The 25685-nt window shown below is 62.4% G+C and carries 27 protein-coding genes; 13 read left to right on the top strand and 14 right to left on the bottom strand.

What is annotated here, in order from left to right; translation table 11 throughout:
- Positions 1–114: 114 nt before the first annotated feature.
- The 11 genes from CLU95_RS04165 (at position 115) to CLU95_RS04115 (ending at position 8230) form a co-directional block, all read left to right on the top strand.
- Positions 115–516 (top strand): hypothetical protein, encoded by a 402-nt coding sequence (locus CLU95_RS04165; protein ID WP_099790708.1) that lies wholly within the window; start codon positions 115–117, stop codon positions 514–516.
- A 47-nt stretch (positions 517–563) separates the two neighbouring features.
- Positions 564–1139 carry a hypothetical protein gene (locus tag CLU95_RS04160; RefSeq protein WP_099790706.1) on the top strand — a complete coding sequence of 192 codons (576 nt, stop codon included), beginning with the start codon at positions 564–566 and terminating at the stop codon, positions 1137–1139.
- On the top strand, positions 1126–1482 hold the full coding sequence (locus tag CLU95_RS04155; RefSeq protein ID WP_143605946.1) for a hypothetical protein: 357 nt from the start codon (positions 1126–1128) through the stop codon (positions 1480–1482). The genes CLU95_RS04160 and CLU95_RS04155 overlap by 14 nt, the downstream gene beginning before the upstream one ends.
- A gap of 226 nt (positions 1483–1708) precedes the next feature.
- Entirely contained in the window at positions 1709–2278 is a 570-nt protein-coding gene (locus tag CLU95_RS04150; protein WP_099790702.1) for a hypothetical protein, read from the top strand.
- Positions 2229–2540, top strand: a complete 312-nt coding sequence (locus tag CLU95_RS04145) for a hypothetical protein (protein WP_099790700.1) — start codon at positions 2229–2231, stop codon at positions 2538–2540. Before CLU95_RS04150 ends, CLU95_RS04145 begins: the two co-directional genes overlap by 50 nt.
- 32 nt (positions 2541–2572) lie before the next feature.
- Positions 2573–2806, top strand: coding sequence for a hypothetical protein (locus CLU95_RS04140; RefSeq protein WP_099790698.1), 234 nt, complete (start codon positions 2573–2575; stop codon positions 2804–2806).
- Positions 2787–3047 (top strand): hypothetical protein, encoded by a 261-nt coding sequence (locus tag CLU95_RS04135; RefSeq protein ID WP_099790695.1) that lies wholly within the window; start codon positions 2787–2789, stop codon positions 3045–3047. Before CLU95_RS04140 ends, CLU95_RS04135 begins: the two co-directional genes overlap by 20 nt.
- Before the next feature lie 205 nt (positions 3048–3252).
- A complete protein-coding gene (locus tag CLU95_RS04130) occupies positions 3253–4731 on the top strand; it encodes a DUF7227 family protein (RefSeq protein WP_257214533.1) in 1479 nt (492 codons plus the stop codon).
- A 672-nt stretch (positions 4732–5403) separates the two neighbouring features.
- Positions 5404–5634, top strand: coding sequence for a helix-turn-helix transcriptional regulator (locus tag CLU95_RS31325; RefSeq protein WP_143605944.1), 231 nt, complete (start codon positions 5404–5406; stop codon positions 5632–5634).
- On the top strand, positions 5631–6911 hold the full coding sequence (locus CLU95_RS04120; protein WP_099790691.1) for a DUF3987 domain-containing protein: 1281 nt from the start codon (positions 5631–5633) through the stop codon (positions 6909–6911). Before CLU95_RS31325 ends, CLU95_RS04120 begins: the two co-directional genes overlap by 4 nt.
- A 167-nt stretch (positions 6912–7078) precedes the next feature.
- The gene (locus CLU95_RS04115; protein ID WP_099790689.1) at positions 7079–8230 is read left to right on the top strand and encodes a YagK/YfjJ domain-containing protein; all 1152 of its coding nucleotides are present in this window, start codon (positions 7079–7081) and stop codon (positions 8228–8230) included.
- A gap of 396 nt (positions 8231–8626) precedes the next feature.
- Here the strand turns inward: CLU95_RS04115 and CLU95_RS04110 are convergent, their stop codons facing one another.
- Genes CLU95_RS04110 through CLU95_RS04100 form a run of 3 tightly spaced genes read right to left on the bottom strand, consistent with a single transcriptional unit; the run spans position 8627 to position 11021 of the window.
- On the bottom strand, positions 8627–9067 hold the full coding sequence (locus tag CLU95_RS04110; protein WP_099790687.1) for a TIR domain-containing protein: 441 nt from the start codon (positions 9065–9067) through the stop codon (positions 8627–8629).
- Between the two features lie 26 nt (positions 9068–9093).
- Positions 9094–10515: an SIR2 family protein gene (locus tag CLU95_RS04105; RefSeq protein WP_099790685.1), complete on the bottom strand. Its 1422-nt coding sequence runs from the start codon at positions 10513–10515 to the stop codon at positions 9094–9096.
- A gap of 2 nt (positions 10516–10517) precedes the next feature.
- On the bottom strand, positions 10518–11021 hold the full coding sequence (locus CLU95_RS04100) for a toll/interleukin-1 receptor domain-containing protein (protein ID WP_099797107.1): 504 nt from the start codon (positions 11019–11021) through the stop codon (positions 10518–10520).
- Positions 11022–11716: 695 nt separating this feature from the next.
- Here CLU95_RS04100 and CLU95_RS04095 point away from each other — a divergent pair.
- Entirely contained in the window at positions 11717–12070 is a 354-nt protein-coding gene (locus CLU95_RS04095) for an H-NS histone family protein (protein ID WP_099790683.1), read from the top strand.
- A gap of 384 nt (positions 12071–12454) precedes the next feature.
- On the opposite strand, the gene CLU95_RS04090 is transcribed toward CLU95_RS04095, so the two are convergent.
- Positions 12455–13924 (bottom strand): tyrosine-type recombinase/integrase, encoded by a 1470-nt coding sequence (locus tag CLU95_RS04090; RefSeq protein ID WP_099790680.1) that lies wholly within the window; start codon positions 13922–13924, stop codon positions 12455–12457.
- A 490-nt stretch (positions 13925–14414) separates the two neighbouring features.
- Between CLU95_RS04090 and CLU95_RS04085 the strand changes: the two genes are divergently transcribed.
- Complete coding sequence (locus CLU95_RS04085) at positions 14415–14786, top strand: hypothetical protein (protein ID WP_099790678.1); 372 nt, start codon at positions 14415–14417, stop codon at positions 14784–14786.
- 31 nt (positions 14787–14817) lie between these two features.
- On the opposite strand, the gene CLU95_RS04080 is transcribed toward CLU95_RS04085, so the two are convergent.
- The 10 genes from CLU95_RS04080 to CLU95_RS04035 all read right to left on the bottom strand — a co-directional run bounded on the left by CLU95_RS04080 (position 14818) and on the right by CLU95_RS04035 (position 25627).
- On the bottom strand, positions 14818–16029 hold the full coding sequence (locus tag CLU95_RS04080; RefSeq protein WP_257214791.1) for a helix-turn-helix transcriptional regulator: 1212 nt from the start codon (positions 16027–16029) through the stop codon (positions 14818–14820).
- Positions 16030–16308: 279 nt separating this feature from the next.
- The gene (locus CLU95_RS04075) at positions 16309–16809 is read right to left on the bottom strand and encodes a MaoC family dehydratase (RefSeq protein ID WP_099790674.1); all 501 of its coding nucleotides are present in this window, start codon (positions 16807–16809) and stop codon (positions 16309–16311) included.
- Complete coding sequence (locus CLU95_RS04070) at positions 16802–17596, bottom strand: SDR family oxidoreductase (protein ID WP_099790672.1); 795 nt, start codon at positions 17594–17596, stop codon at positions 16802–16804. The genes CLU95_RS04075 and CLU95_RS04070 overlap by 8 nt, the downstream gene beginning before the upstream one ends.
- A 57-nt stretch (positions 17597–17653) precedes the next feature.
- Positions 17654–18844 carry an acyl-CoA dehydrogenase family protein gene (locus CLU95_RS04065; protein ID WP_099790670.1) on the bottom strand — a complete coding sequence of 397 codons (1191 nt, stop codon included), beginning with the start codon at positions 18842–18844 and terminating at the stop codon, positions 17654–17656.
- Positions 18841–20013, bottom strand: a complete 1173-nt coding sequence (locus tag CLU95_RS04060; protein ID WP_099790668.1) for an acyl-CoA dehydrogenase family protein — start codon at positions 20011–20013, stop codon at positions 18841–18843. The genes CLU95_RS04065 and CLU95_RS04060 overlap by 4 nt, the downstream gene beginning before the upstream one ends.
- Before the next feature lie 61 nt (positions 20014–20074).
- Positions 20075–20959 (bottom strand): SDR family oxidoreductase, encoded by an 885-nt coding sequence (locus CLU95_RS04055; protein WP_099790666.1) that lies wholly within the window; start codon positions 20957–20959, stop codon positions 20075–20077.
- Positions 20960–20972: 13 nt separating this feature from the next.
- Positions 20973–22127: an acetyl-CoA C-acetyltransferase gene (locus tag CLU95_RS04050; RefSeq protein WP_099790664.1), complete on the bottom strand. Its 1155-nt coding sequence runs from the start codon at positions 22125–22127 to the stop codon at positions 20973–20975.
- A 231-nt stretch (positions 22128–22358) separates the two neighbouring features.
- Positions 22359–23138: an SDR family oxidoreductase gene (locus tag CLU95_RS04045; protein ID WP_099790662.1), complete on the bottom strand. Its 780-nt coding sequence runs from the start codon at positions 23136–23138 to the stop codon at positions 22359–22361.
- 57 nt (positions 23139–23195) lie between these two features.
- Entirely contained in the window at positions 23196–23969 is a 774-nt protein-coding gene (locus CLU95_RS04040; RefSeq protein ID WP_099790660.1) for an SDR family NAD(P)-dependent oxidoreductase, read from the bottom strand.
- 77 nt (positions 23970–24046) lie between these two features.
- A complete protein-coding gene (locus tag CLU95_RS04035; RefSeq protein ID WP_099797106.1) occupies positions 24047–25627 on the bottom strand; it encodes a FadD3 family acyl-CoA ligase in 1581 nt (526 codons plus the stop codon).
- Positions 25628–25685 lie beyond the last annotated feature (58 nt).

The raw sequence follows: 25685 nt of genomic DNA, 5'->3' as shown, positions 1-25685 counted from the left end.
TTGACAGCTGTCCTGAGAGGGGCATGAGACATCGCGCGCCAGTGCAGTAGGCGTGTTTGTCCGCTCCTGTTCTCTTGCCTTTCGAAGCCCTTTGCCTTCTTTTTAATAACCCGAATGGAAATGAACAACGAATCAATCACTCCAGCCCCGTGGGCGCATGGGCCTTCCGCACTGCAGTCGGTGGGGCTTCATCGCTACATCGCCCGAACGCTGCGTGTCAGTTCGAGCCATCTGCCCTGGGAGATCGCGCAGCAGATCCACGCGGAGGACCAGATGGGCGAGACCTGTGGTGCGTTCCCATCCACTGGCGGCCTCCTGATCCTCGAGCTCGACGACTACAGCTGGCGCGCCGATGTCACGGCCGACAACATCGCAGCGGCACAGGCGCTGCGATGGGACGCACTGCGCCGGTTGCTGCGGCTGGCGCAGGCCTACCAATGCGAAGCCCTGGAGCTTGCCGGCGACCACCTGGTGTTGCCGGCCGTTCTGGAGTTCGAGGTCTTCCCATGGCCTTGAGCCGTTTCGCACCTCCTTCATTCGAATCTCAACCGGTAGCCGCCTTCATGACTTTCATCTCCATCTCCATTGACACCGCCAGCAAGTACTTGCTGGGAGGCAATGTGTACACAGGGCATCAGCTCCAGCGTGCCATCCATTGCGCGCACAGCGTGGCGCGCGCCTACGAGATCGCCGATGTCGACAACGGCGGCGATGGCAGCGTGGACTGGAGTGAAATCGATGACGCACAGCGCGAAGCCATCGATGCGATGGGGCCGCTGGCGATGCGCGAGATCATCGTCTCGGCTCGCGAATACAACGACGTATTGCCACCAGCGTCGCAGACGCGGGGCGAAGACTCCCTGCTCAGCGAAGCAGAAAACGCCGAGGCCTGCGCAGAAGGCTGGTCGCTTTTCACGCACTTGGGCCAAACCACCGAGCTTCGACTCGAGCGCATCGACAGTCCCGACGAGGGCGAGGGTGAACTGCTTGACGACGCGGCAGCCTGGATCCGCGTCTGGACCCGGGCCACCCCACTGCATCTGAAGGTCATCGACATCTTGAAGGAATCATCTCCTGCAGAGTACGCGCGCATCGAAGCCTATGTCCATGGCGCGCAGGCCTGCCATGCGCATGCTTGAAGGATTGGCCCGGGAGGTCGTGGCGCGTTGGGAGCGTGGCGACCTCGCGCAGGCCATGCGTGCTCTAGACCGGCACTTGCAGGACGTCGCCGAAGACAGGGTGCGACACGCAGACCTGATCGAACGCGCCGTCGATCTCTACCAGGACGACGACATCCAGATCGATGCGCAGGGCTCGTTCATCTCCGAGAGTGAGACAGGCGAGAAGGGCGTGTTCGTCATGGGCTGGCTTTGGGTGCCAAGGCCCGATGGCGATATCGCCAGACTGACCGTTGAGTGCCTGCCCGACGAACCCCCGACTGCCGGAATGCAGGCTGACGTCGTGACCCATCCGGAGGAGTGAGTGCGATCTCGATGACGCGTGCATGGCGGAGTCATCCGCCTTCGACACTTTTTCAAATCAATCCTGCCCGCTTCTCGCGGGCTTTTTTACGTCTACACGATGCATCACTTTCCTATCTTCTTGTTTTCGTCGATGACTGCGGCTTTGCGGCTCGTCGGTCTTCACCATCACGGTCTGGTTGGAATCCGCTTCTCGCAGATGCCACCGATCGTGGAAGGCGACTGACGTGGGCACCATCGTCTATCGCGCCACCAAGGCCCAGGCGATCCACGATGAGTTGGCCAGTGTCAGCGCCTCCTGCACTGTGCTGGCGCACCGCGTCATCGGCAACCGGCTGTGGTTCCTGGCCCAAGCCCGCGCAGGCGAAGGTGCCGGCCGCAAGTGGATCGGCCTGACGCTCATCGACTGCCGCAATGGCGAAGCCGCCATCAAAAGCATGGATGAGACCTGCGGGCCTTATTACTACGACTGCCCTTTGGCGTTCCTTGCGCAAGCCGATGCGCCCACGGGGCCCTATGCCGGCCCCTGGCGGGAGAAGGTGCGCGCGTTCCATGCGAGCCGATCCGCCAAGCGAGCCGCCATCCGAACGGGCCTGCGTATCTCGTACGGCGGTCACACCTATGTGTTGCACCACAGCCTCGGCCGCCGCGGCTGGCAGGTCGCGCGCGAGAGCGACGGCCTCGTCTTCCGCCTTAAGTCCCAACAACTTGGCAACGCGAGCGTGTTGTCATCCCACGAGAAAATCCATGAAAGCTCCATTCCGGCGGCACGCCACGGTGCCGCCCCATACCCGTGACCCTTTCGCCCACGACATATTCAAGTGGTCGGCCGAATTCGAGGTCCCCTTGATCGGCGAGGACGTGCTCATCCGCATCAACGGCATAGGCCGCGCCAAGGTGGTGGGCTACGCCTCGCAAGGCGGCTATCTGGGCGTGATGACCATGCCGTACAGCCCGCCCGATTGGTGGGTTCGCCAGAACGGATCGCCCAGCTCCGACAACGCGGCGGTTGCCTTCGGAGCGGAGATCGCACAGATCAAAAGCGGGGAGGGCGCATGAGTGGCATACCTGCCCGGCCTCGAACGGTTCTGGTGTTCAGCGTCGAGCTTGCTGTCTTCGATGAAGACGCGCTGGCTCGTGCCGCCCAGACCCGTGCGCGCGAAGATGGCCTGGACGATGCGGTCTGGACGTCAATGCGTTCAGGCATGTCCGATGACCTGATCATGCTGCTCGATCCAGGGCTCGTTGCCGACGCCGGTTTCGAGATCCTCCAGTCGACATGCGAGGTGTGCGAACGGGGGCAGCATGCGATCGACCAACGTTGAATTCGTCACCGAGCTGATGGAGTTCAGCGCCCATGGCGCGCTCATTCAGGCTTTCGTGATGCAGGCGCTGGAGCAGTACGCCATGCGCGTGGCTGCAATGGATCCTCAAGCACTGGATACACCGATGGTCAGCGGCCATGCCTGGCATGGCTGCGCTGTGGAGGTACGGGCCAAGCTGGCCGAAAGGTTTGGCCGCGAGGAACACGATCGTCCAGCCGCTTCTTCCACAAAAGGACGCTGACGCGCGATAGCTGCCGTCGCGTCGCGTCCAGGTCAGGCCTGTCGGCCTGCTCCTTCCTACCCCGCTCCTCTCGTTCGCCACGCCCGTCCTCGTTTGGCCGAGGCGTAGCGGATGCGTGTGCGAGCTGTTCTGACCCGGTTCGCAGGAGCCGGAATTTCATGCCGTAGCCATCACCGGCTGCGATCACAACCCGAAGGATTTGAACTTGTCCATTTCAATCATGGCGCGGGCACACGCTCGCCCGAACTCAGCACGGCCGCTTCAAGAGCGTTCGAATCGTTCTCATAGAACTTCTCCTCAACAGGATGTCTGCACCTATCACCTGGTGCGCATCAGCCGCAACCGCAAGACCGGTCCTATCCCGGTGACAACCACGAGTGCGAACTCTTGCCCACCGACATGCAGCTTCAAGGGCAACGGCTGCTACGCCGAAAGCGGTCCATTGGCTATCCCTCCCACGACCGCTCCTGAACCTGGAGTGAAATCCAATGGCACTGCCGCCGTTGGCCTTCCTATCGTCCGTGGTCAGGTGACCATGAAGTGCGCCTCCGGCACCACCATGACGGCGGTCACGGAAAGCACTGGGACTTGGCAGACGGCCGCGCGCAACAGCGACTACCCATGTGTCATCCAGGTGTCCGGCGGCACGGCCGGCGGCGTCGAACGCACGACCTCGCTGTACTCGATCGCCAGCGGTCCTGGCGTTTCCAACATCACGCCTCTGACCGACCTGATCGTGGCCGCTTTGAGCGGGCAAGAACCTGGGGCTTGGTTTGCCAGTGCCACCAATGGCGCGTTGAGTGGCGCGATCACGCCGGTAGGGCTCTCGGATGCCCTCGGCAAGGTCAAGTCGGCCGTCGCGACTTTGCCGGGCAAGCTGAGCCTGCCTGACGGTTTCGATCCGATCACTACCGGCTTCAATGCAACCAAAGGTGATGCAGCCGACGGTCTTCTCGAGGTCTATGGTGTTGCTCTGACGACTGCTGGGGTCACGCAAGCCGATGCGGGCAGGGCTGCTGCATCTGGTACGGCGCTGACGAAAGAAGCGTTCTCGCTGACGGCGTACACCACGCCGAACTTGACCGCGATCAAGATGGGCACTTCCAAAAATCTGGATGACACGTTCGGCATCTCGATTCTCGACCTGAACCGAGGCAACTACACCGTGAAGGCCAGTATCGATGCTGATGGCAATCTGAGGGCATTGAGTGCCGGCAGTTCGTTCAACGGGTATGTGTCGCTCCTAGGCAATCGTATCGGTCAACTGTGCACGGCCAACAAGGGAGGAATGGATCCCACGATGGCCAGCCAATACGCCTATGTGTCCTCGGAACTGACAGAGGTCACGGATGCCACTGAGTTGTTCGGAAAGAACTTCGTGGAATACGAAGACTGCGCTTCCTACGGCACTTCGGAAATCCGTGCGGATGGCGCGTTCATCTTCACCGAAACGGCATCGGGTAACAGCAATACCCCTGATCTGAACTTTGCACAGGCAATGGCCAGTAATGGTCGCGTCAATGCGGAAAATGGCTCGGTGATTCGTGGCAAGGTCTACAAGTACGTAGTCGGCGGGGCGACCACGTATGTCTATCTGATCGTCAGCACCAAGCAAGGGACCTCAATGCCTGCGCTGAATGGCGAGACTGACTATGTCGTGATGGGCGTTTCTCTGCAGCCTTGATGAAGCGACGACCAACAATCCACCAGCCCTCTGCGGGAGGTGGATTTGTTGTCCTGCGAGATCGCTCAAACCACGGCCTTGAATGCCTGACCCATCGATCTGGCTGTCGAGACCATCGGGTGCGCAGGATCCATTGCTCCAGGCAAAGAGCGCGCGGCGAGATCCGCCTTGTGCTGGTGGAGCAGAGCAATTCTCCCGGCGGGAGGATTGCTCTGTACGCCCCAAGTCTCCGCCAATTTTTCTTTATTCGGCAAGGTTCCATCAACTGTCGTTGAGTTTGATGGCTCACTCTTGCGCCTTGGAGCGTTTCCGCTTTTTTCGACATCCAGTCGTGCTCGGATCGTTGTCACGCCTTGATGGATGCCGTTGAGTGATCTCGGTGCTTGACGGAGTGACCCGTTTGCAGTCAGAATCCGCCCGTGCCACGAATGAGGTTTTTCATACGTGGCCCCAAGCATCAACTCTCCGTAGTTGATTGCCACCAACGATAAGGGCCAGACGCGCTGTTTCGCAAGACACGCGTCATCCGACGGCTCGAAGTGCAGCTAAGTGCTCACTTGAACATCAGCAAGCCTTGCCTTGCTGATGATGCGACCCAAACAAAATTCATCAGTAATCGCATGACTTAGCGCGCTCAAGCTATTGAGTCATGCACTTCGTTTGGAGTTCCGCATGCAACATCGCATGGTAAGTCTCGCGGGTGTCTTGGAAAAATTGTCCAAGAGTCGGTCGTCTGTGTACGACATGCTCAACCCTCGCAGCAAGTATTTCGACAAAGAATTCCCACAACCCGTCCGCCTTGGCCAGCGCTCCGTGCGCTGGTTTGAGGACGAACTGGATGGGTACCTCACCTCTCGCCCGCGTTCGAGGCACGAGCTTATCAAGCAGGGGAGTGCGAAATGAATGCACCTCATTTTCCTGCCGATGAGATTCCCGGTCTGCTGGGCAATGTGGTGCGTGAACGTGCCAGTTCGCCCAAAGATGCCGGCATCGCGGGTGGCATCGCGAACGGGGTTGCCTCGCTGGTCACGCAAGGCGTAGCCCAGGTCAAGGGCCACGATGGCCAAGTTCACAACCTTTCGTCCGCTACCAAAGTCAAGGCTGCCACGGGTTCAGGCAAGAGCTATCACTATGTTCCCTTGATCGCACCAATCGAAGACGCCATCCTTGCTTGCCAGAAACAATTTCCAAAGCATGAGGTGCAGTTGTTCAGCGATTCGACTGTTCCGGCAATGGGTAAGCCGTTATCGGAAAGCCCGATGGCAGGTTGGTTTACCGACGAAGCGGGCTTTGCTCTGCAAAGCATGAAACCGGCTCACTATCCGCTTGTTGTCAGTTACATGGATGGCCGTCTCATCCAGCGGAACCGTGTCGCCGAGAGCGGCAAGGCCAATCGGCCGTTCTTTACGATCTTGCACCTGCTGCAAGACACCGTGGCTGATGACATCACACAACGCCACGGCAAGGTCAGCCAGGGTTGTGGTTTCGATGCGCGCACCCGTCTGGTGGTTGTCCCTTCGGAGTGGGTGGGGCAGGAGGACATCACCTCGATGGTGGATCCCGATAGTTCCAGCCAGCAGCAGTACGCGACTCGCATCGGCGAGCTATTGAATGTCACGACGGCCAACATGGAGTCGGGAATGCAAAACCTCCCCGTCCATGAGTTTGTGCCTGAAGCCAAGCGCGAGTTGTTGACCATGCAGCGAGGATGTCAGAGCAGTCAACAAGATCCGCTGTATGCCAGTTGCGCTGACTTTTTGGCGAAGTACCCAACCCATGTGATCAAACTGGCCGCGAGTTGGCACGTATTTGAGAATCAAACAGGTGGGATCAGCCGCGAATATGTCGAGCGCGCCGGACAGGTGATTGAGCACCACTTGAATTGCTGGCTTTATGAGCGAAGTCACCATCAGCGGGAGCGTCGAGAAGTGGCGGATGCCCGGGTGCTCTATCAATACGTAGTTCAGATGTTTGGTCGACGCGCGATCCCATATCGCGAGTTGCGTTCGCTGGCAATCAATGTCGGACTGGGCTCCTCGGTTCGCCGCGACAACGCCTTGTCGGTGCTTTGCGAGAACGGCTACGCGGCCATCGATGGCAGGGGATTGGTCAAATTCTTTCCCGACACCCGCTGGCTTGAGCGCGTCCTGAATCAACCCGCACTGGGTCTTTATCGCTAGATCTTCTATGCCTGCGCGGGCGTGCTGTTTACGTATATCCGTGCGGGCATAGGAATTCAGAAATTCCTCGTAAAAAAATTCTGCAAGCGCAAGCAATTGTTGGAATTTTTGCGCGAGGGACTTCTGGATCGCGATATGAGATTATCAATAAACTATTAAATTAATGAATGGTCATCCCTGCATGTCGAGAAGTGCTTGTTCAGGGGGGAGGAATTAAAGTGAAATCTGAAATAATTTTGGAATTGGAAAAATCTCTTAACATGCAAACCAATCCTGACGGATCGTTATATCGGATCGGCATAAGTATTAGACCTTTGAGTATGTTAATTGAATTCATGGAGCAGGTGATCAAAGGCGTTAGCGTAAAAAAGCTGATCACGCACGCACCGCAACTCAATCGCTACGCGCGGCAGTACGATCGCAATATGGCTTTTGCACCTCATTTGAAGCTATTCTTCGATGTGTGGGCAAGACGGAGAATCGATCATTTGCCGCTGCATGAGGTTTGCGCCAAAGAATTTGTACCTTTCGTCAAAGCACTGCAAGAGGAGGGCAAGCGCATCGACATCAAGCGCAAGGTGCGCGATTGGGAACGCAGTGCAAAAGAAAATTCTGCGAGCGTTCACCACTACTTGAGTTACCTACATGAGCGCTATGCCCGGCTGAATGTTATTCGACTGGACTTGCACTTGAACGCATCAGCATGTGTCAGCTACGCGGAGGCTCGAGAAAGACACGAGCAGGAATTGGGGCGAATGCAGCAGTCCTATTACGCGCTGATGGACGGTACGCCAGATGATGAAGCCGATGAGGAGAACCTGCGCGCTCCGCTGCAACTGGTTGCCGCGAAGTGGCGTCGTCTGTATGACAACATGCGAGGAAAGCGATCCTTATTCAGTGACAAGGTAGGTCATATCGTGTGCTTCGAATACGCACGTGCTAGCGGCTACCATATTCATCTGATCTTGTTCTTTGATGGGTCGAAGCGCACGCCAGATCATGAATGGCTGGCAAGTAAAATTGGTCGGTACTGGGACGAAACAATCACTCGAGGAAAGGGCTATCACTTCAATTGCAATGCCCAGACGTATCGCAACAACGGCATTGGTGTCGTGAACTATCACGACCACGAAAAGCGGCGGAACTTGTTGACAGCCGCGCTGTACCTTGCGAAGGCGGAGCAGTTCATTTGTGCCAAGCCCTCCAAGGGCTTCAAAACCTTCAGTCCCGGACAAATTCCTCCCGAGTGGGCGCCAGGGCTGGGGCGACCTCGCAGTAAGGGCCTTCAAGCTGATGGTGGCATGCCCTTGGGGGCATGACTTTTGGCAATTTGAGCGATATCCGGAGTAGTGCTCCATGTGAGGTGCACTATTCCGGATATCTGATGTTTTGCCTTGGCCCGTAGGTTTTGGCGTTGGAGCCTGTTCTGTGGACATTCGCTGAACATGGCTCTATCTTGATCGGATCGGCTTGAGGCTGAACGCCTGTATCAAGGGGCTGCGGCAGTCATCAGGGCGTCCTCTTAGCAGTTTTTCTCTCGGGCCTGCCGCCGATGCGCTTGGCTGTAGCCGCCGATTTCGGCTGCGCTGCCTCTCCTGTTTGGGCGCTCAACGAACATGCAGGATCAACGCCAACTTGCCTGGCGAACCTGACGATCGGCGCAACCTGCGAAATTGGCTCACTTCGACGTCGGCACCAACATAGAGGCTTCAGGACTACTTGCCGGCTGCCTGTGCCGCCGCTTCAACCCAAGCGCCCAGGTTGCTCCGGCCATCGTCCTTATTCCAGAGGTAGTGCTTGTATCCGCTCGCGCGCAGAGAGCAGCAGTCCGTGGTGTTCCCCTGCATGTCCGCGATCTTGCTGATGTCGATGGTCAGCAGGCCGTTACCGCGGGCGATGCTCTGCTCGATCTCGTAGCGGACCCACTTGCTCCTGTGGGTGTTCGCACCGATAAGAACCACAGTCACGGACGTGCCACTCAATTGGTTATCGATCCACGCCTTAATTGCCTTGTCGCCTTCTCGTTCGACCTTTTCAAACTCGGCCTTGTCTATGAATCCCGATTTCATGACGCCGCCGATAACATTGCTATTTCGCACATTCATGGCGCGATGCACGTCGTCATACTTGAAGCTAAAGAATACCTTACGAGCCATCTCAATTCCTCGATGCGCCGCAGCGCTTAGCGGTTTAGTTGTTTGACGATATCGATGATCGCTCTGACCATCTCCTTGTGCGGGGTTTTCGGGTCGACGAGCTTTTCGACCATCGGAATAACCCATTTGAAATTACCGTAGTACTTGTCCAAGTCTGCCGCGATGTCTTTCCAGAGCTCTTCGGCCATGAAGCCGGTGGCGGCGACGGGGATGGGCAGGAGTTCATGCTGCAGCGCAATCTCGAACTCACGCCTGACGCCGTTGGCGTTGACCAGGTTTCCGCCATCGAGCTTGTTTCCAAAAAAGAACAGCGCGATGCCGGCCAGGCTGATCATTCGCTGTCGGTACTGCTCCCACAGCGCGGGCAAGTTCTCGCCCTGCTGGGGGAATGGCCGGACGATCAGCTGCGCCTCGGAATACTTCTCCGGTTTTCCGTAGATGGCTTCTAAGGCACCGTTGATAACGGCGCTACCGATGCCCCAGCCGAAACCGTTGACTACGCGGCAGTTCGCCTCGACACAGTTCGCTGCCACGTTGTGGACAAAGTCCATCGCGTCTCGCCGGGACCACGTACCGTACTCCTCGGCGCTGCCCGAGAAGAACACAGTCCGCTTCCGGTACAGGGCTTCGATCTTCTTCAGGATTTCGTTGATGTCCGAGTAGTTGTCGACCAGTAGTGTCTGGATGCCGAAGCGCTTGAGGTCCTCAATGCGCAGCTCTTGCTTGCGGTGCTTGTAGTGGAAGAGTTCGTCATCCTCATCCGCGGTGCGCTGGGCCTCGCGCATGAAGCAGTAATGGTTGCGCTTGGTGGTTCCGCCGTGCAGCCGGCTCAGGACGTAGTCGAGGTTTGGGTCGGTGAAGCTGAAGCCGATGAACAGGAAGGTCTTGGAGATGAGGTCGCCGCTCAGCGCCGTAATGAAAGGCGCGTGGGTGATGTAGTACTTCTCGTATTGCTCCTTATAGATGACCGCCTGTTGGGGTAGGTGAACGTCGCCATGCATCTTGTAGACGATGGCGTCGCGCTTGGGCCTAGCGATGGTCAGGTGATCCACTAGGTACTTGACGTCCGGCACCCTAAAGGCTTTGCGCAGCGCGTCCTCGATCAAGCTATCGTAGTTGGTTGTCCAGAAGCTGCGGATGGGCAGGCGCGCGATAATGTCGTGCACCTCGGATGACTCTGCCTGCTCGGAGAATTCCTGCAGGATTTTCTTGGCTAGGCCATCGCTGGTCCGCCGCGTATTCACATGGAACTGGGCTAGCGAGATGAGGTCGTATTCCTTGTCGACGTTCAGCCCAAGTTCTTTGGCGATGTCTCGCAGCAACTCCGGCCAGTCCACATAGCCGCTGCCCTTGGACATACCTGCGCCAGCAAAGATCGCCGCACTGTCATTGTGCAGGTCCTGGACGAATTCCTTGATAAAGCTATCAATGACGTGTTGCGGCGACATGTCTAGAAACTTGCAAGAGTTTGGGGCGACTGCGATCCCTTTTGGTACCAATACAAGGATCCACCCACTGCGGCCTGGTCAATCCGCCGGTAGAGCTGGAGATACTCATTGCCATAGTGGTTGCCCGAGGCGTCGCGCGTTGCGATGACCGCGATCTGCTCGTTGCGCATTACGCCGTCGGCGAAACCCAGTTCCCAAGGGCACCAGCGCGAGCCCATGGAATTGCTCGTCGCAAGGAACAGGAAAACGTCTGAGCCGCGAATCACCGTGCGGATGCGAGCCGCGGTCGTGGCATCGGGCGACTCGGGCATCGACGCATCCTGCCAGTCGATGTAGAGGTCCATCCCCTGCTCCTTAAGCCACTGCTGCAGGCCCAGCGCCAATTCCCGGTCTTTGTGGCTGTGGCATAGAAAGCCCGCCTTCTGCAAATAGCCCCTGCTTCGCTGGTTCTTGGCAAAAAAGTTTCTCGCTGCCGCGTTCCTCAAATCGTACTGAGCGATCGTCATTCTTATATCCTCATCGTCGTCCACCAAACTCGGATAAATACTCCCTGGACCGTCCCTCTCGAGATGATCTACGGCTACTCCATTCAGAGTAACAGATGTTTACAAGAACGTATATGCCGGGTAAGGAGACTGGTGCCGGAAAAACAGAGCACGGAGATAAGTGAAATCCTTGCCCATTGCTCGGCCGAGACCCAGCGGTCACTTGCTATGGGAGCGGGAAAGTCGCCCGCTACAAATCGACAACCTGCTGACGGCGTAGTGAACAGGGATCAATTGCCGGACGCCACTGGTGCTTGCGCAACTGTCAGGCGCGGACGTCAACAGTACCTTAAATATGGGGCGCTGGCGCCGCACTCTAAGCCTCAGTGACCGTGATGTCGCCGAAGCCGTGCGCCCGGCGGCCGTCTCCGACTGGCCATAGTCGCTGCAATCGAGCCATCCGGCAGCGCATCGATCCGCCTCGCCACTGCCCGCGGATCGTGTGGCCTCTGTCATCAAGCACATTGCCGAGCACGGGCATGACGTGCTTGCCTTATCGCTGCAGCCGGCCTTGTCGAGGCGGCGCTTCCGCAAGAGAGCTCGAGGCCCCTGAAGTGCCGGGAGCCAGCGGGTCTCTGGTTTGACGATTCGCGCTGACAAGATATCAGTACTTTCTGCGTTTAAGCTCGCACCTTCTTTCAATTGAGGGCCGATTCATGGCAAAAACCTTTCTCCAGGTGCAGAAACAGATCGAACAGCTGCAGCGCGAAGCCGAGCAGCTGCGTAAGAAGGAGGCCGATGGCGTGCTCAGCCGCATCAAGGAAGCCATCGCGGTGTATGGCTTTACTGCCGCTGACCTGGGCTTCGGAAAAGGCGTAGGTCGCGTAGCGCCAGTCGTGAAGCAGGGCACGAAGAAGACCCGAAAAGGAAAGAAGCAGGCCGCCGAAACTGCAACCCCGAAATTCCAGGATGATCAGGGCAACGTTTGGAGCGGACGGGGCCCTCGTCCCGCTTGGTTCAAGGCGGCGCTGGAGGCTGGCAAGGCGCCGGACGATCTACTCGCCAAGTAGTTGTGGGGTTGGCTGTTGCCGTCCGTTCGTGTTGGACGTTATCGCCGCCCTGCAAATACCCGGTTACCGCCGATCGGCGTGTGGCATCGAATCGTATGACGAGTACATCTTCATCGGCAATGAGCATGTGCACGCGCACAAACCAATTTGGAAAATGCTGCACGAAAAGTTGACTCCGCAGTGGCTCTACTCACGCGCCGTCAATGGCAGTCGCGAATTTATTGCCACTTGGTGTCGGTCCCAGTCTTCGAGCGCGTAGGAGTAAGCAGCGAGGTAAGAGGTGCTTGACGCGGCTGCTGGATGATGCGCCGGCGCCTCGTGCGCGAGGCCCTGCATGAGTTGGGTTCCGACTTGGGGAGCGCGGAATTCGTAGCTGATTGGAGTCTAGACCGTTGCCTCCCTTGTCGAAAATGCTTGCTTATCGATGGAGCTTGGGAGCAATTCGCCATACTCCTTTTTAGAAGATGAGGCGGCAGTTTCGGAGAGTATCAGTTCGATCTTTTGTCCAAGCTGCTTCCAGGCTTCTGTCTTTTCACTGGCGTAGTCATAGTGTAGGTAATGACGTCGCACTTTGCTCCCAGCAATGACGTGGTTTTGGCACCGGTCGATGACATCGAGTGACACCCCCAGTGACTGCATGAGGGTTGCAGCGGTTCGACGGAGATCATGCGGCGTCCATTCACCGGTCTTTCCCTTGGCGAGCACGAGGGAGTTGTCATTCTTGCGGTTCTTCAGCGGCTTGCGCTTCTTGAACTGCATCTGTCGATCCCCAATTTGCTTTGAGGTTGATTTGACACACACATGCTGTTCGCCCGCGATTGCGCTGCGAGCCGGAAAGCACCACTTCGAATCCTCGCCTGTGATCTCGTAGAGGGATTTGAATTGCCGACTTGCAAAGTCGGACAGGTAGACGATGTGATCTTGCTGCTCTCCATTTGTCTTTTTGGTGTTTTCCACGGGAATCCGCCACATACCGGCGTTGAGATCGAGATGTTCCCACTTGGCTTGGAGTAGCTCGCCAATGCGGCAGGCAGTGGCTAGACACAACCACATTGCGATTCTTGTCTCAGTCTTGAGTGGTTTTGACGCCGCTCTCTTATCCGGTGCTGATTCGTAGACCGCGTCCATTGTGGAAAAAATATCGCGCAGTTCTCGAATCTCATCAGGCGAAAAGATGCGGCTACGCTCGGCGTTCGCCGTTGAGCCGAGCGGCAGGATGCGATCGATTTCGAGCAGATTGGCTGGGTTGCCTTCGATCATCAAGGTGCGCCACGGCTGACGCTTTTCAGCCCAAGAAAACATCTGGACCAGATCGTTGTAGACGCGTGTAGTCATGCGAGCCACGCCACGTTGCACCATCGCCCGGAGCAGGGCGCGAAGATGATGTTCAGTCACGTCTTTCACGCGCTTGCTGCCGATGCTCGGCAGCACATCCTTCTCGAATGAGCGACGCAGCTCTGAGTTGCCATCCTTGCGCGTTACGCCATCGGCCAACCAAGCGTCGAACATTTCTTGCACGCTCGCATCCAGTACCTTCGTTCGCTTGGCTTCGAGCGCTGCTGCATCTTTGGCTTCGGCCGCTTGCACCTGAAAATCGATGCCATCACGAGCCAGTGCCTGAATCCTCGCGTTTTCGGCGGTCGCTGCACTTAGCGTCATGAATCCTGCGCCGCTATTTCCGTAGGGCTTCGGAAGGCGTGCTTCGCGCTGTTTGCCGTCCACGACGTACTTGATAAGCCAACGCTTTTCCCCGTCGAGCGCTACCCGGATGTAGAGCCCCGTATCCACCGTGAGTTTGTACGGCTTGCCCTTGGGCCGTGCCGTGTCTATCGCTCGAACTGTTAGCTTTGCCATTCCGTGCCCTAATCGTGCCCTAAAAATCTTCGGATTGAAATGTACCCGATTAGATGCTCTAGGAACAAAAGTCTCCGCAAGTATTTGATTTTAAAAGACTTTATGTCTCCGAGGAAGTCCGATGGAATCCAGTGAAATCCGCAAAATAATTCCATGGGGTGCAAGGGGTAGAAGGTTCGAATCCTTTCACACCGACCAAAAACAGTAGTTAGATCAACGGGTCAGGGCCACAAGCTCTGACCCGTTTTTCTTTGGCTTTGAAAAATCGGTCAATTCCCACGGGCTGAGTGGTGCGCAGCGCCAGCCCTGTCTGCACTTTCTCCCGCCTCCCGAACTCGACAAGCATTCGAAGCAGGTTCCGGCCAACCCCCTCTCGGTCAGTTGGCAGCGTGACATTTGGGAACGTTCTTCATCGTGGCGATGTACGCGGCGCCGCAAGGCCAGGCGTTGGTGGTGCATCAGGGCGATTTCTTGCCCTCCAGGAGATGAAATGACTTTCCCCCGAACCGCTCTGAAGCTGGGCGCCGCAGGTCTCGTTGCTGCCGCAGCCTTGTTCGCCGCCGCATCGGCCAATGCGGGCACCAGTTGGTCCATCGGTGTCAACCTGCCCGGCGTGGTCGTGAGCGAGCCCGCCCCGGTGTACTACGAGCCGGCGCCTGTCTACTCGAGGCCGGCCCCGACCTACTACCAGCCTGCCCAGCCGGTCTACTCCAGCCCGGCACCTGTCTACTACGAGCCTGGATCTCGTTGGGAGGAGCGTCGCGCGCAACGCTGGGAAGAGCGCCGCGCGGAGCGCCGTGAATGGCGTCGCCGGCAATGGGAGCGTGAGCAGCACCGCCGCTACTACGAGGAGCGTGATTGATCTGAGGGGGCCGCGCCAGGGGCGCGGCGTTTCATCCCATCGACAAGCTGCTGAGAATCAACCGCACCAGCATGGTCTGTCGGGTCACGCCGGTCTTCGAGAAGATGGAGCGCAGATGCGCGCGCGCGGTGTTCTTGCGGATGCCGAGTTCTTCGGAGGCCTCTTCCAGCGTCTGGCCGTTGGCCAGCTGCATCGCCAGCGCGGCCTCGGCCGGCGTGAGGTCGAAGAGGTTGCGCATGATCTCGTGCGAGGCCTCGGACTTGCGCTCCGGGTCGCGGATCATCACGGCGACCGAGGGGCGGCGCTTGCCTTCGGACCAGGCGTTCAGCGGGATCGCGCGCACGATCACGCCGAGCTTGGCGCGACCTGACGGCCGGGTGATGGCCAGGGCCGCGGCCACGGCGGGCTTCCACTTGGTCGCGGTCGACAGCGCCTCGGTGATCAGTTGCTGCAGCTCGCGGTCCCCCTGGCGGTAGTCGGCCTTGATGGCGCCTTGCGACATCCCGAGGCCGTCGTTCTCCTTGAGGATCTCGGAGGCGATCGTCGTCATCTTCAGGAGCTTGCCGGCCTCGTCCAGGATCACCATGCCCAGCTGCATGCGGTCGACCGTGCCCGCGTAGAGCTCGCGTTCGGTCTCCAGCACGTCGCCCTGCGAGTGCAGATGCACCGCGAGCTTCAGGTGCGGCAGCAGGATCTTGAGCAGTTCGCGGTCGGTGTTCGAGAAGCGCGTCTGCGTGTCCGGGCGGCAGATCCGGAAGTGGCAATCCAGGATGCCGCCGTCGTGGGGCAAGGTGTGAGGCTGGGCGTTCCCGGAGGCATGGAAGTCGAAGCCCAGCATCTGGCCGATGTTCTCCGGCTCCAGGAACTGCTTGTAGAACTCGCAGGCCTTGAGGTCGGCCTCGTTGATCACTTCGTCGAGGCTGAGCACGCGGTCCAGCGGCAGGTTCACGAAGGGGTCGATGGCGCAGGCGTACTGGTCGTAGGCGGTGGCGATGCGGACCGGAAATCCCTGCTTCCAGACCAGCACCAGCCCGTAGCGGTCGATGACCGGCCGGCGAAGGACCAGGGTGACCCAGTTGGCGTCCAGCAGGCGCCCGACCTCGCTGAGCAGACTCTGCCAGGGCACGGTTTCGGTCGAGCCGTGATAGACCAGGCGCACCAGTTCGCTGAATTCCGACAGCGAAAGAGGAATGGCAGCGCCCGTGCCCACCGGCGCCTGCACAGGCTTGTCGTTTTCTTCCACTTTCAAGCCTCGGTTGGTACGAATCAGGGCGAGCGAAGGTGAAAATTTTACAGGCGCCTGCCGTTCCGATGTAGTTCGAAAGGTTTCGCCAAAACGATCGTCCAGCAGGGGGTGGGCTTGTTCGTGGAGGGTGTTCATGGGGGCCTCGATCTACCGTCGCTTGAAACACGGAACGGGGTGCGGCTGTTTGACCGCGGGGGCGTTTCCGGTGCCGGGGTTCATCCGGCAACGCCCCCTGTCTCCTCGCGAACGCCGGGCACGATCATGGGCGTGGGGGCCTCAGAAGTAGTAGCGGTTGAGGCTGTCCACGACGCAGGCCGGCCGCTCGCTGCCTTCAAGCTCGACGGTGACCTGGATGACGCACTGCACGCCGCCATCCCCGAGCGGCGTGACGGTGAGCATCTTCCCGTTGCCGCGCAGGCGCGAGCCCACCCGCACCGGCGCGGGAAAGCGCACACGGTCGCTGCCGTAGTTCAGGCCCATGCGCATGTCGACCTGCAGGATCTGCGGCATGAAGAGGTTTGCCAGCGACAGGGTCAGGTAGCCGTGCGCAATGGTGGCGCCGTACGGTCCGGCGGCGGCCCGCTGCGGGTCGACGTGGATCCACTGGTGGTCGCCGGTGGCGGCAGCGAACTGGTCGATGCGTTCCTGAGTGATGCGCAGCCAGTCGCTGCATCCCAGGGGGTGGCCCGCCGCCGCGACCAGCGCCTGCGCCGAGGCGAAGACGGGGCGTGGCGGCGATACCTCGCCGGAAGGGTTCAGGCCTTGGGCTTCATGCATGTTGGCTGCTCGCGGAGAGGACTTCGCCGACCAGGTAGCTGGCGTAGTCGCTGGCCAGGAAGACCATGACGTTGGCCATCTCCCAGACCTCTGCAGGGCGGCCGAACGCTTCTTTCTGTGCCAGCATTTCCAGCATGTCCGCCGGCGCCACCTTGCGCAGGAAATCGTGCATGGCGATGCTCGGCGCGATGGCGTTGATGCGGACACCATATTCAGCGGCCTCGAGCGCGCTGCAGCGTGTGAGTGCCATCACGCCGGCCTTGGCGGCGGCGTAGTGCGCCTGTTCCTTCTGCGCACGCCAGCCGATCACCGAGGCGTTGTTGACGATGGCGCCGGCGCGGCGGGCCTGCATGGGCCCCAGCATGGCGCGGGTCATTCGGAAGGTGCCGGTCAGCGTGACGTCCAGCACCTGCAGCCATTCGGAGTCGCTCATGTCGACCACGCGCCGGGAGCCGCCCAGGCCTGCGTTGTTGATCAGCACATCGGTGCCGCCGAGCTTGTCTTCGGCTGCCGCGACCAGGGCCTGCACCTGGTCTTCCTGCGTCACGTCGCACAACTGGGTGTGGATGTGGGCGTGGCCGGTCTCGGCGCGCAATTTTTCAGCGGCTTCCTCGAGCCGGCGCGGATGGATGTCCGAGATCATCAGCGCGCGGCAGCCTTCTTCGGCGAAGCGGCGCGCCGCCGCGTAGCCGATGCCAGCGCCGGCCGCTGCGGTGATCAGCACGGACTTGCCCTTGGCAAGGCCGTGCGCTGTGGTGGGGTAGGGGGGAGGAGAAAGGGGGACCACGAGGGCTCCTGCTGTGGATGGGGCGTGAACGGAGAGTGCGGAAACCGGTGGCCGGCCTCAGCGTGCCGGGCGCGGTTCCTTGGGCATGCCCAGGGCGCGTTCGGCAATGATGTTGAGCTGGATCTCGCTGGTGCCGGCGACGATGGTGTCCGAGCGGCTGAACAGAAAGATCTGCTGCAGGCGCGTGCGCGAGAAGTCGTCCAGGAGGATGTCGCCTTCCAGGCCGAGCACGTCCATGGCCAGCTTGCCGAGGTCGCGGTGCCAGTGCGACCAGTAGTGCTTGTTGATGTAGGCCTCGCGCGAGAGCTCGCCGCTCAACTGTGCGGACATCGTGCGCAGCGTGTTGTAGTGCATCACCTTCAGGCCCAGTGCCGCGTGGCCGATGCGCGCGCGCAGCGCAGGCACCTGGTCGGCGCCGGTGGCGCGGGCCGCGTCGCACACCAGGGCCAGCTGGTGCTCGAAGTGCATCTGCTGGTCGATCCACGACAGGCCGCGCTCGAAGCCCAGCAGGGCCATCGCCACTTTCCAGCCTTCGCCCGGTGCGCCCACGGCGTGGGCCGCCGGCGTGCGCGCACCGTCGAAGAACACCTCGTTGAATTCGCACGTGCCGGTGATCTGCCGGATCGGGCGGACTTCGACGCCGGGCTGGTCCAGTGCGACCAGCAGGAAGACCAGGCCCGAGTGCCCGCGCGAGCCGGCCTCGCAGCGCGCCAGCACGAAGATCCATTGCGAGTCCTGCGCCAGCGAGGTCCAGACTTTCTGCCCGTCGATCACCCACTCGCCGGTGTCGGCGTCCAGCCGGGCGCGGGTCTGCACATTGGCCAGGTCGGACCCCGCACCCGGTTCGGAATAGCCCTGGCACCAGTAGTCGGTGCCGGCCACGATGCCGGGCAGGAAGCGGCGCTGCTGCTCGGCGCTGCCATGGGCGATGAGGGTCGGCCCCAGCAAGGTTTCGCCCAGGTGCCCCATGCGGCCGGGGCCACCGGCGCGTGCGTACTCTTCGTGAAAGATGATCTGGCGCGCGACGGAGAGTTCGCGCCCGCCATGCGCGCGCGGCCAGCCGATGCAGGTCCAGCGGCCGGCGGCCAGCAGTTGTTCCCACGCCTTGCGCAGCGCGGGGTAGGCGTCTTCGTCGCCGGGGCCGCCGCGATGGCGCAGGCACGCGAAGCGGCCCACGAGGTGGGTCTGCATCCATTGCGCCACTTCGGCGCGGAACGCCTCGTCGGTGTCGGTCGTTGCAAGGGTCATGGTGTGCAAGAAAGGTGTTGGGCGTCGCCCAGCAAGGCGGCGGCCGCGCGTTCGCGCAGGAGGTCGGGGGTGCCCAGCCACTGGGTGCCGGCCTGTGCGCGCTTGAAGTACAGCTGCGGGTCGTATTCCCAGGTGAAGCCGACGCCGCCGTGCAGCTGGATGGCTTCCTGCGCACAAAAGAAAAAGGCGTCGGACGCAAAGGACTTGGCGCACGCCGCTTCCAGCAGGAGTTCGGCGGTCGTCACATCCGCTTCGGAGGCCGCACGCGCCGCGCCGGTCACGGCGGAGCGGGTCGACTCGATGCGCACCATCATCTCGGCGCAGCGGTGCTTGACCGCCTGGAACGAGGCGAGCGTGCGACCGAACTGAACGCGTTCGGCGACATAGGCCAGCGTGAGGTCCAGGCATTGCTGCGCGCCGCCCAGTTGCTCGGCGGCCAGCGCGATGGCTGCCAGCGCCTCGGTGCGTTGCAGCGCCGTGGCGGCCCGGCCCCCCTCGGCGACGAGGGCCTCGGGCGGCAGCTGGACTTCGGGCAGCACCACTTCGGCGGTGCGGCGTGTCAGGTCCATGCCGCGGTGTTCCGTGGCGCGCAGGCCGGGCGTGCCGGCCGGCACGGCGAACAGCGCAGGTGACTGGTCGAGCAAGGCCGGGACCAGCAGGACCTCGGCCTGCGCGCCGTCGGGCACGTGGCGGAAGCTTCCCTCCAGCACGAAGCCGCTGTCCGTGCGCCGGGCGATGGCGGTCACACGCGCAGGGTCCCAGCCGATGCCGGTTTCGCCGAAGGCCAGCGTGGCGCGCAGGGTGCCGTCCGCGATGCGCGGCAGCCACGCGGCGCAGGCGGTGGCGTTGCCGCTCTCCTGCAGCGCGGTCGCGGCCAGGCACACGGTGGCGAAGTACGGCGAGCAGACCAGGCGGCGGCCCATCTGTTCGAGCAGCAGCGCCACCTCGACCCAGGACAGCGCCAGGCCGCCGCAGGCCTCGGCGATCGGCAGGGCACACCAGCCCATTTCCACGCCCATGCGCGTCCACAGCGCGGGATCGAAGCCGCGTTCGGATTCCATGGCCTGGCGCACGGCACCCGACGGGCTTTGCGCCGCCAGGAAGTCAGCGGCGGCGTCGCGGATCATGCGTTGGTCCGCGCTCAGGCTGAAGTCGACATAGCCGCTCATTGGCGTACCTTCGTGCTTCGCACTGCAGTGCGAGCTTGTTTGGGGTGGCCCGGCACGGCGCTCATGCGCCGTACACCGGTTGCGGCGTTGCAGCCTCGGCGATCAGCGCGTCGATCACCGGCCCGAGTTCGGCCGGGTCCCAGCGCGCGCCCTTGTCGCGCAGCGCGCCCACGCGCCAGCCGTCGGACAGCGACACCTGCCCGCCGGAGGCTTCGAAGACGCGTCCCGTGATGTGCGCGGACAGCGGGCTGCCCAGGAACACCACCAGCGAGGCGACGTTGGCCGGGTCCCAGAAGTCGAAGCTGTCGTCGGTGGGGACCTGCACCCTGGCGGCCATCGCCTGCGTGCTCTGGGTCATGGCGGTGCGGGCCGCCGGTGCCAGGGCGTTGACGCTGATGTCGTAGCGCCGCAGCTCGGCCGCCTGCACCAGCGTCAGTGCGGCAATGCCGGCCTTGGCGCAGCTGTAGTTCGACTGGCCCACCGAGCCCTGCAGGCCTGCGCCCGAGCTGGTGTTGATGATGCGAGCGTCCACCGACGCGCCGGCCTTCTTGCGGTCTCGCCAGTGGCGCGCCAGCGTGTTGGACAGGCAGAAGTGGCCGCGCAGGTGAACGCGCATGACCTCGTCCCAGTCTTCGTCGTCCATGCTGACGAACATGCGGTCGCGCAGGTTGCCGGCGTTGTTGACGAGGACGTGCACGTCGCCGAAGCGCGCGATGGCCTGCGCGACGATGTCCTGCGCGCCCCGCATCGTGACGATGTCGCCGCCGTTGGCCAGTGCCTGGCCGCCGGCCGCCGCGATGGTGTCGGCAACTTCTTGTGCCGCATCGAGGCGGATGTCGTTGACCACGACCTGGGCGCCGGCCTCGGCAAAGGCCAATGCGTAGGCACGGCCCAGGCCGCCGCCGGCGCCCGTGATGATGACGGTTCGCTGTTCGCAAATCTTCATGGCAGGGGACTCCTCAACCCAGGCGTTCGATGATGGTGACGTTGGCCTGCCCGCCGCCTTCGCACATGACCTGCAGCCCGTAGCGGCCGCTGCTGCGCTCGAGTTCGTGCAGCAGCGTGGTCATCAGCTTGGCGCCGGTCGCGCCCAACGGATGGCCCAGCGCGATGGCGCCGCCGTTCACGTTGGTGCGCTCCGCCGGGTAGCCGGTCTCCTTGTGCCAGGCCATGACCACCGACGCGAAGGCTTCGTTGATCTCGACGCGGTCGATGTCCTCCAGCCGCAGGCCGCACTTCTTCATGGCCGCGGCCGTTGCCGGGATGGGCGCGGTGAGGTGCCAGATGGGGTCGTCGGCCAGCACGCTCATGTGGTGGATGCGCGCGCGCGGCGTGAGGCCGTAGCGTTTCAGGGCGCGCTCGGACACGACCAGCAGGGCCGCTGCGCCGTCGCAGGTCTGGCTCGACACGCCGGCGGTGATGCCCGGGTACTCGGGCGCGACCGGCTCCAGCGTCGCCATCTTTTCGAGCGAGGTCTCCCGCGCCGTCTCGTCCATGGCGAGGCCGGCGAGCGGCACGATCTCGCGCGTGAAGCGGCCTTCGGCGATGGCACGGCGCGCGCGCGCATGGCTTTCCAGCGCGTAGACCTCCATGTCCTCGCGCGAACACTTCCACTTGTCGGCAATGATCTGCGCCGCATAGAACTGGTTGACCGGCTGGTTGCCGAAGCGGGCCGTCCAGCCCTGGCTTCCCGAGAAGGGATCAGGGTAGCCGAGCGCCTGGCCCGCGCTCATGGCGTAGGCGATGGGCACCATGCTCATGTTCTGCACGCCGCCGACGGCGACGACGTCCTGCGTGCCGCTCATCACGGCCTGGGCCGCGAAGTGCAACGCCTGCTGCGACGAACCGCAGGCTCGGTCGATCACGGTGCCGGGCACATGCATCGGCAGGCCGGCGGCCAGCCACGAGGTGCGGCTGATGACGCCGGCATTGGGCCCGACCGCATCGACGCAGCCGAAGATCACGTCTTCGTAGTCTTCCGCCGGCACGGCGTTGCGCTCGACCAGCGCCTTGAGGACATGGGCGCCGAGGTCGGCGGGGTGAACACCGGACAGCGCACCACGGCGTTTGCCCGTGGGGGTGCGCAAGGCGTCGACAAGATAGGCTTCAGTCACTGGGTCTCCGTCACGTACTGGTTGATGCTGGTGTGGGCCATTCTTCCGGGCGCAACCGGTGCATGCATCGTCCATCGGGACTAGGAGTGACTGGCAGCGATCGCCTTGCACGCGCGAAGACGAAAGGGCGCAAAGACGCAACGGCCGCAGGGCTCGTTCACGCATGCGCCGCTTCACGCACCGCAGGCAGTCATCGACTGCTCGCGGTGCGTGAAGTCGACGGGGGTTCGCTCAGCCCTGGTTGACGTTGGCGGCCGTCAGGAAGCCCGGCCGTTCGCCGCCGCCATGCACCAGCAGGCTCGTGCCCGAGACATAGCTCGCGCGTGGGCCGGCAAGGAAGACGCAGGCATCGCCGATGTCCTGCGGTTGCGCCAGGCGCTGCGCCGGGATGGTCGCCGCAACGGCGGCGATGCCGGCGGCATCGCCGTAATGCAGTGCCGACTGTTCCGTCTCGACCAGCCCGGGGCTGACCGCCACGACCCGTACCTTGGGCGCCCATTCGATGGCCAGCGAACTGGTCAGGCTGAGGATGCCGGCCTTGGCCGCGGCGTAGGTCGCGGTGCCCGGCTGCGCACGCGTGGCGGCGACGCTGCCGATGAACTCGATGACGCCGCCTTCGGCCTGTTGCTGCATCACGGCATTGGCCTGGATCGCCAGCGTCAGCGGCGCCATCAGGTTCAGCCGCAGGATAGACTGGTGAAAGCGCGGCGACCCATCGCTGGCATAGGCAAAGGGCGTGCCGCCCGCGTTGTTCACCAGCACGTCGAGCCGCCCGTGGTCCGCGACGATGGCCGCGACCAGCGCTGCCGTGGCATCGGTATCGACCACATCGCAGGTGTGGAACTGCGCGCTGCGGCCGTCCGACTGCGGCAGCGAGGCGGGCGTCTTGCGGCCGCAGACCACCACCGTGGCGCCGGCGTCCATGAAGCGCTGGCTGATGCCCCGGCCCACACCCTGCGCGCCACCGGTGACCAGCACCACCTTGCCTGCAAGCTCTTGATTCGGATTCATGTCGTACTCGCTCTCTCTGTCTCTTCGTTGGGGTGTGGTTCGAAGCCCCGGCCGTGCTCAGACACCGAAGCCACCGGCCACCGGGAGCTGGTGGCCGGTGATGTAGCTGGCGCGGTCCGAGGCCAGGAACACCGCGGCATGGGCGATGTCCTCGGCCTTGCCGATGCGCTTGAGCGGCACCGCATCGATCGTGTTGCGTTCCCACTGTGCATCGAAAACGCCGCGCCGTTGCAGCTCCAGGTGCATGCCCGCGTCGATGACACCGACCAGCACCGAGTTGGCCCGGATGTTGAAGCGTCCCTCTTCACGCGCCACGCCGCGCACCACCGCCTCGTTCGCGGCCTTGGGGATGACCGACAGGCCGTCCCGCGCCGGCCAGACCACCTCGCCGGCCGAGCCGATGTGCACGAAGGAACCGCCGCCCCAGGCCCGAAAGCGCGGCAGGGCCGCCTGCACGGTGTTGAAGAAGCCCGACACCTCTTCGGTCAGGGCGCGCTGCCACTGGTCGCGCGTGATCCGGGAAATGTAGACCTGCTCGGTCACCGCGGCCGCGCTGAAGACGATGGTGTGGATGCGGCCATGCTGCTGCGCGACCGTGTCGATCAGCGCCGCGATGGCCGCGCCATCGGCCGTGTCCAGCCGGTGCACGCTGGCGCTGCGGTCTTGCGCCCGGACCTCGTCGGCGGTCTGCTGCGCCGCTGATTCACGGGAGAAGTAAGTCAGGGCGACATCGCTGCCGGCGCGCGCGAATTCGCGGCAGATGCTGCGGCCGATGCCGCCGCTGCCGCCGATGACCAGGGTGACGCCGGAGGGGAATGCGGAGGTTGTCATGAAGGGGCTCGGGAAGGGGAGAGTGGGCGGCCTCGGGGGCCGGTGTTGCGCCTGGGCATTCGCCGACCGACGGCGTCTCAGTGGCCGCTGGCCACCGGCAGCTTGCGCAGTTCGCGCTTGAGCACCTTGCCGCTGGCATTGGTCGGCAACGTGTCGACGAAGTCGATGAACTGCGGCACCTTGTAGTTGGCCATGTGGGCGCGGCACCAGGTGACGAACTCGCCGGATTCGAGCGGCACGCCGGGCTTTCTGACGACGAAGGCGCGGCCGACTTCGCCCATGCGTTCGTCGGGCACGCCGATCACCGCGATCTGCGACACCGCCGGATGCCGGCTGGCCAGGCGCTCGATCTCGGCGGGGTAGCAGTTGAAGCCGCCGGCGATGTAGACGTCCTTGACCCGGTCGGTGATGCGCAGGTAGCCGTGCGCATCGAGTGTGCCGATGTCGCCCGAATGCAGCCAGCCATCGGCATCGATGGCCTGTCGCGTGGCGCCCTCGTCGTCGAGGTAACCCAGCATGACGTTGTAGCCGCGGATCAGCACCTCGCCCGGTTGGTCCGGCGGCTGGGTCCGGCCGTCGGTGTCGACGATCTTGATCTCGACGTCGCGGATGGCGCGCCCTGCCGTGGTGGCCACGGTGTGCGCATCGTCGTCGGGTGCACTCAGCGCGGCCGTGCCGCAGCACTCGCTCAGGCCGTAGCCGGTGAGCACGGTCTTGAAACCGAAGTCGCGCCGCATCGACTCGATCAGCGAGGGCGGCGTGGAGGTGGAGCCGGTGATGGCGGCGCGCAGGCTGGACAGGTCGGTGGCCGCGAAATCCGGGTGGCTCTGCATGCTGTAGTAGATCGTCGGCGGCCCGGGCAGCACGCTGACCTTGTCGCGCGCGATCGTGCGCAGCACCTCGCCCGCATCGAACACGGCGATCGGCATCAGCGTCAGGCCGTTCATGATGCCGACCATCCAGCCCGACTTGTAGCCCATCGAATGGAAGAAGGGGTTGACCATCAGGTAGCGGTCCTGCGGCACCAGGCCCATGACCTGCGACCAGTCGTCCATGGTGCGCAGGTTCTGCCCGTGCCCGCACTTGACGCCCTTGGGGTGGCCGGTGGTGCCCGAGGTGAAGATCACGTCGGAGACCATCTCGGGCGTGACCGACAGGGCCCGTTCCCGCGCGGCGGCCTCGCTCACCGACTCGCCGCGGGCGATGAAGTCCTGCCAGCCGGTGTCGCCTTCTTTCGCGCCGTGAATGACCAGGAGCTTCTCCAGCGACGCCGGCAGGTGGCCCGCCAGCAGGTCGGGGTAGTGGGTGCCCAGGAAGTCGCCCGTGGACAGCAGCAGGCGCGCGCCGCTTTTCTCCAGGACATAGCCGACCTCCAGGCCCTTCATGCGGGTGTTCACCGGCACCACCACCGCGCCCACGCCGAGGATGCCCAGCGCGGCGACGATCCACTCGCGGCAATTGGGCGCCCAGATGGCCACGCGCTCGCCGGGCGCGATGCCCCAGGCCATTAGGGCGCGGCTGGCGGCCAGCACCATGCGGTCCAGTTCGGCATAGCTGGTGCGCACGCCCCGGTCTTCGATGGCACTGTGATCCGGATGGCGCGAGACGGTCTGCGCGAAGGCACGGGGAATGGTGGGAATCGGTGGCAGCAGGGACATGATGGCGAGGAAGAGTGTCTTGGAAGGGGCGCGCAATCGCGAGGGCGAAGGGGGCGTG

Source organism: Variovorax sp. 54, assembly GCF_002754375.1.
Classification (GTDB): Bacteria; Pseudomonadota; Gammaproteobacteria; order Burkholderiales; family Burkholderiaceae_C; genus Variovorax.
This window is presented reverse-complemented; position numbering and strand designations above follow the sequence as displayed.

Excerpts from the sequence above, each read along its gene's own strand:
- CLU95_RS04065 (WP_099790670.1), bottom strand. The coding sequence starts at position 18,844 with ATGACCCTTGCAACGACCGACACCGACGAGGCGTTCCGCGCCGAAGTG.
- CLU95_RS04120 (WP_099790691.1), top strand. The coding sequence starts at position 5,631 with ATGAATGCACCTCATTTTCCTGCCGATGAGATTCCCGGTCTGCTGGGC.
- CLU95_RS04055 (WP_099790666.1), bottom strand. The coding sequence starts at position 20,959 with ATGAAGATTTGCGAACAGCGAACCGTCATCATCACGGGCGCCGGCGGC.
- CLU95_RS04160 (WP_099790706.1), top strand. The coding sequence starts at position 564 with ATGACTTTCATCTCCATCTCCATTGACACCGCCAGCAAGTACTTGCTG.
- CLU95_RS04100 (WP_099797107.1), bottom strand. The coding sequence starts at position 11,021 with ATGACGATCGCTCAGTACGATTTGAGGAACGCGGCAGCGAGAAACTTT.
- CLU95_RS04095 (WP_099790683.1), top strand. The coding sequence starts at position 11,717 with ATGGCAAAAACCTTTCTCCAGGTGCAGAAACAGATCGAACAGCTGCAG.
- CLU95_RS04115 (WP_099790689.1), top strand. The coding sequence starts at position 7,079 with ATGGTCATCCCTGCATGTCGAGAAGTGCTTGTTCAGGGGGGAGGAATT.
- CLU95_RS04075 (WP_099790674.1), bottom strand. The coding sequence starts at position 16,809 with ATGCATGAAGCCCAAGGCCTGAACCCTTCCGGCGAGGTATCGCCGCCA.
- CLU95_RS04060 (WP_099790668.1), bottom strand. The coding sequence starts at position 20,013 with ATGAGCGGCTATGTCGACTTCAGCCTGAGCGCGGACCAACGCATGATC.
- CLU95_RS04165 (WP_099790708.1), top strand. The coding sequence starts at position 115 with ATGGAAATGAACAACGAATCAATCACTCCAGCCCCGTGGGCGCATGGG.
- CLU95_RS04040 (WP_099790660.1), bottom strand. The coding sequence starts at position 23,969 with ATGACAACCTCCGCATTCCCCTCCGGCGTCACCCTGGTCATCGGCGGC.
- CLU95_RS04085 (WP_099790678.1), top strand. The coding sequence starts at position 14,415 with ATGACTTTCCCCCGAACCGCTCTGAAGCTGGGCGCCGCAGGTCTCGTT.
- CLU95_RS04035 (WP_099797106.1), bottom strand. The coding sequence starts at position 25,627 with ATGTCCCTGCTGCCACCGATTCCCACCATTCCCCGTGCCTTCGCGCAG.
- CLU95_RS04090 (WP_099790680.1), bottom strand. The coding sequence starts at position 13,924 with ATGGCAAAGCTAACAGTTCGAGCGATAGACACGGCACGGCCCAAGGGC.
- CLU95_RS04145 (WP_099790700.1), top strand. The coding sequence starts at position 2,229 with ATGAAAGCTCCATTCCGGCGGCACGCCACGGTGCCGCCCCATACCCGT.
- CLU95_RS31325 (WP_143605944.1), top strand. The coding sequence starts at position 5,404 with ATGCAACATCGCATGGTAAGTCTCGCGGGTGTCTTGGAAAAATTGTCC.
- CLU95_RS04045 (WP_099790662.1), bottom strand. The coding sequence starts at position 23,138 with ATGAATCCGAATCAAGAGCTTGCAGGCAAGGTGGTGCTGGTCACCGGT.
- CLU95_RS04135 (WP_099790695.1), top strand. The coding sequence starts at position 2,787 with ATGCGATCGACCAACGTTGAATTCGTCACCGAGCTGATGGAGTTCAGC.
- CLU95_RS04105 (WP_099790685.1), bottom strand. The coding sequence starts at position 10,515 with ATGTCGCCGCAACACGTCATTGATAGCTTTATCAAGGAATTCGTCCAG.
- CLU95_RS04110 (WP_099790687.1), bottom strand. The coding sequence starts at position 9,067 with ATGGCTCGTAAGGTATTCTTTAGCTTCAAGTATGACGACGTGCATCGC.
- CLU95_RS04155 (WP_143605946.1), top strand. The coding sequence starts at position 1,126 with ATGCGCATGCTTGAAGGATTGGCCCGGGAGGTCGTGGCGCGTTGGGAG.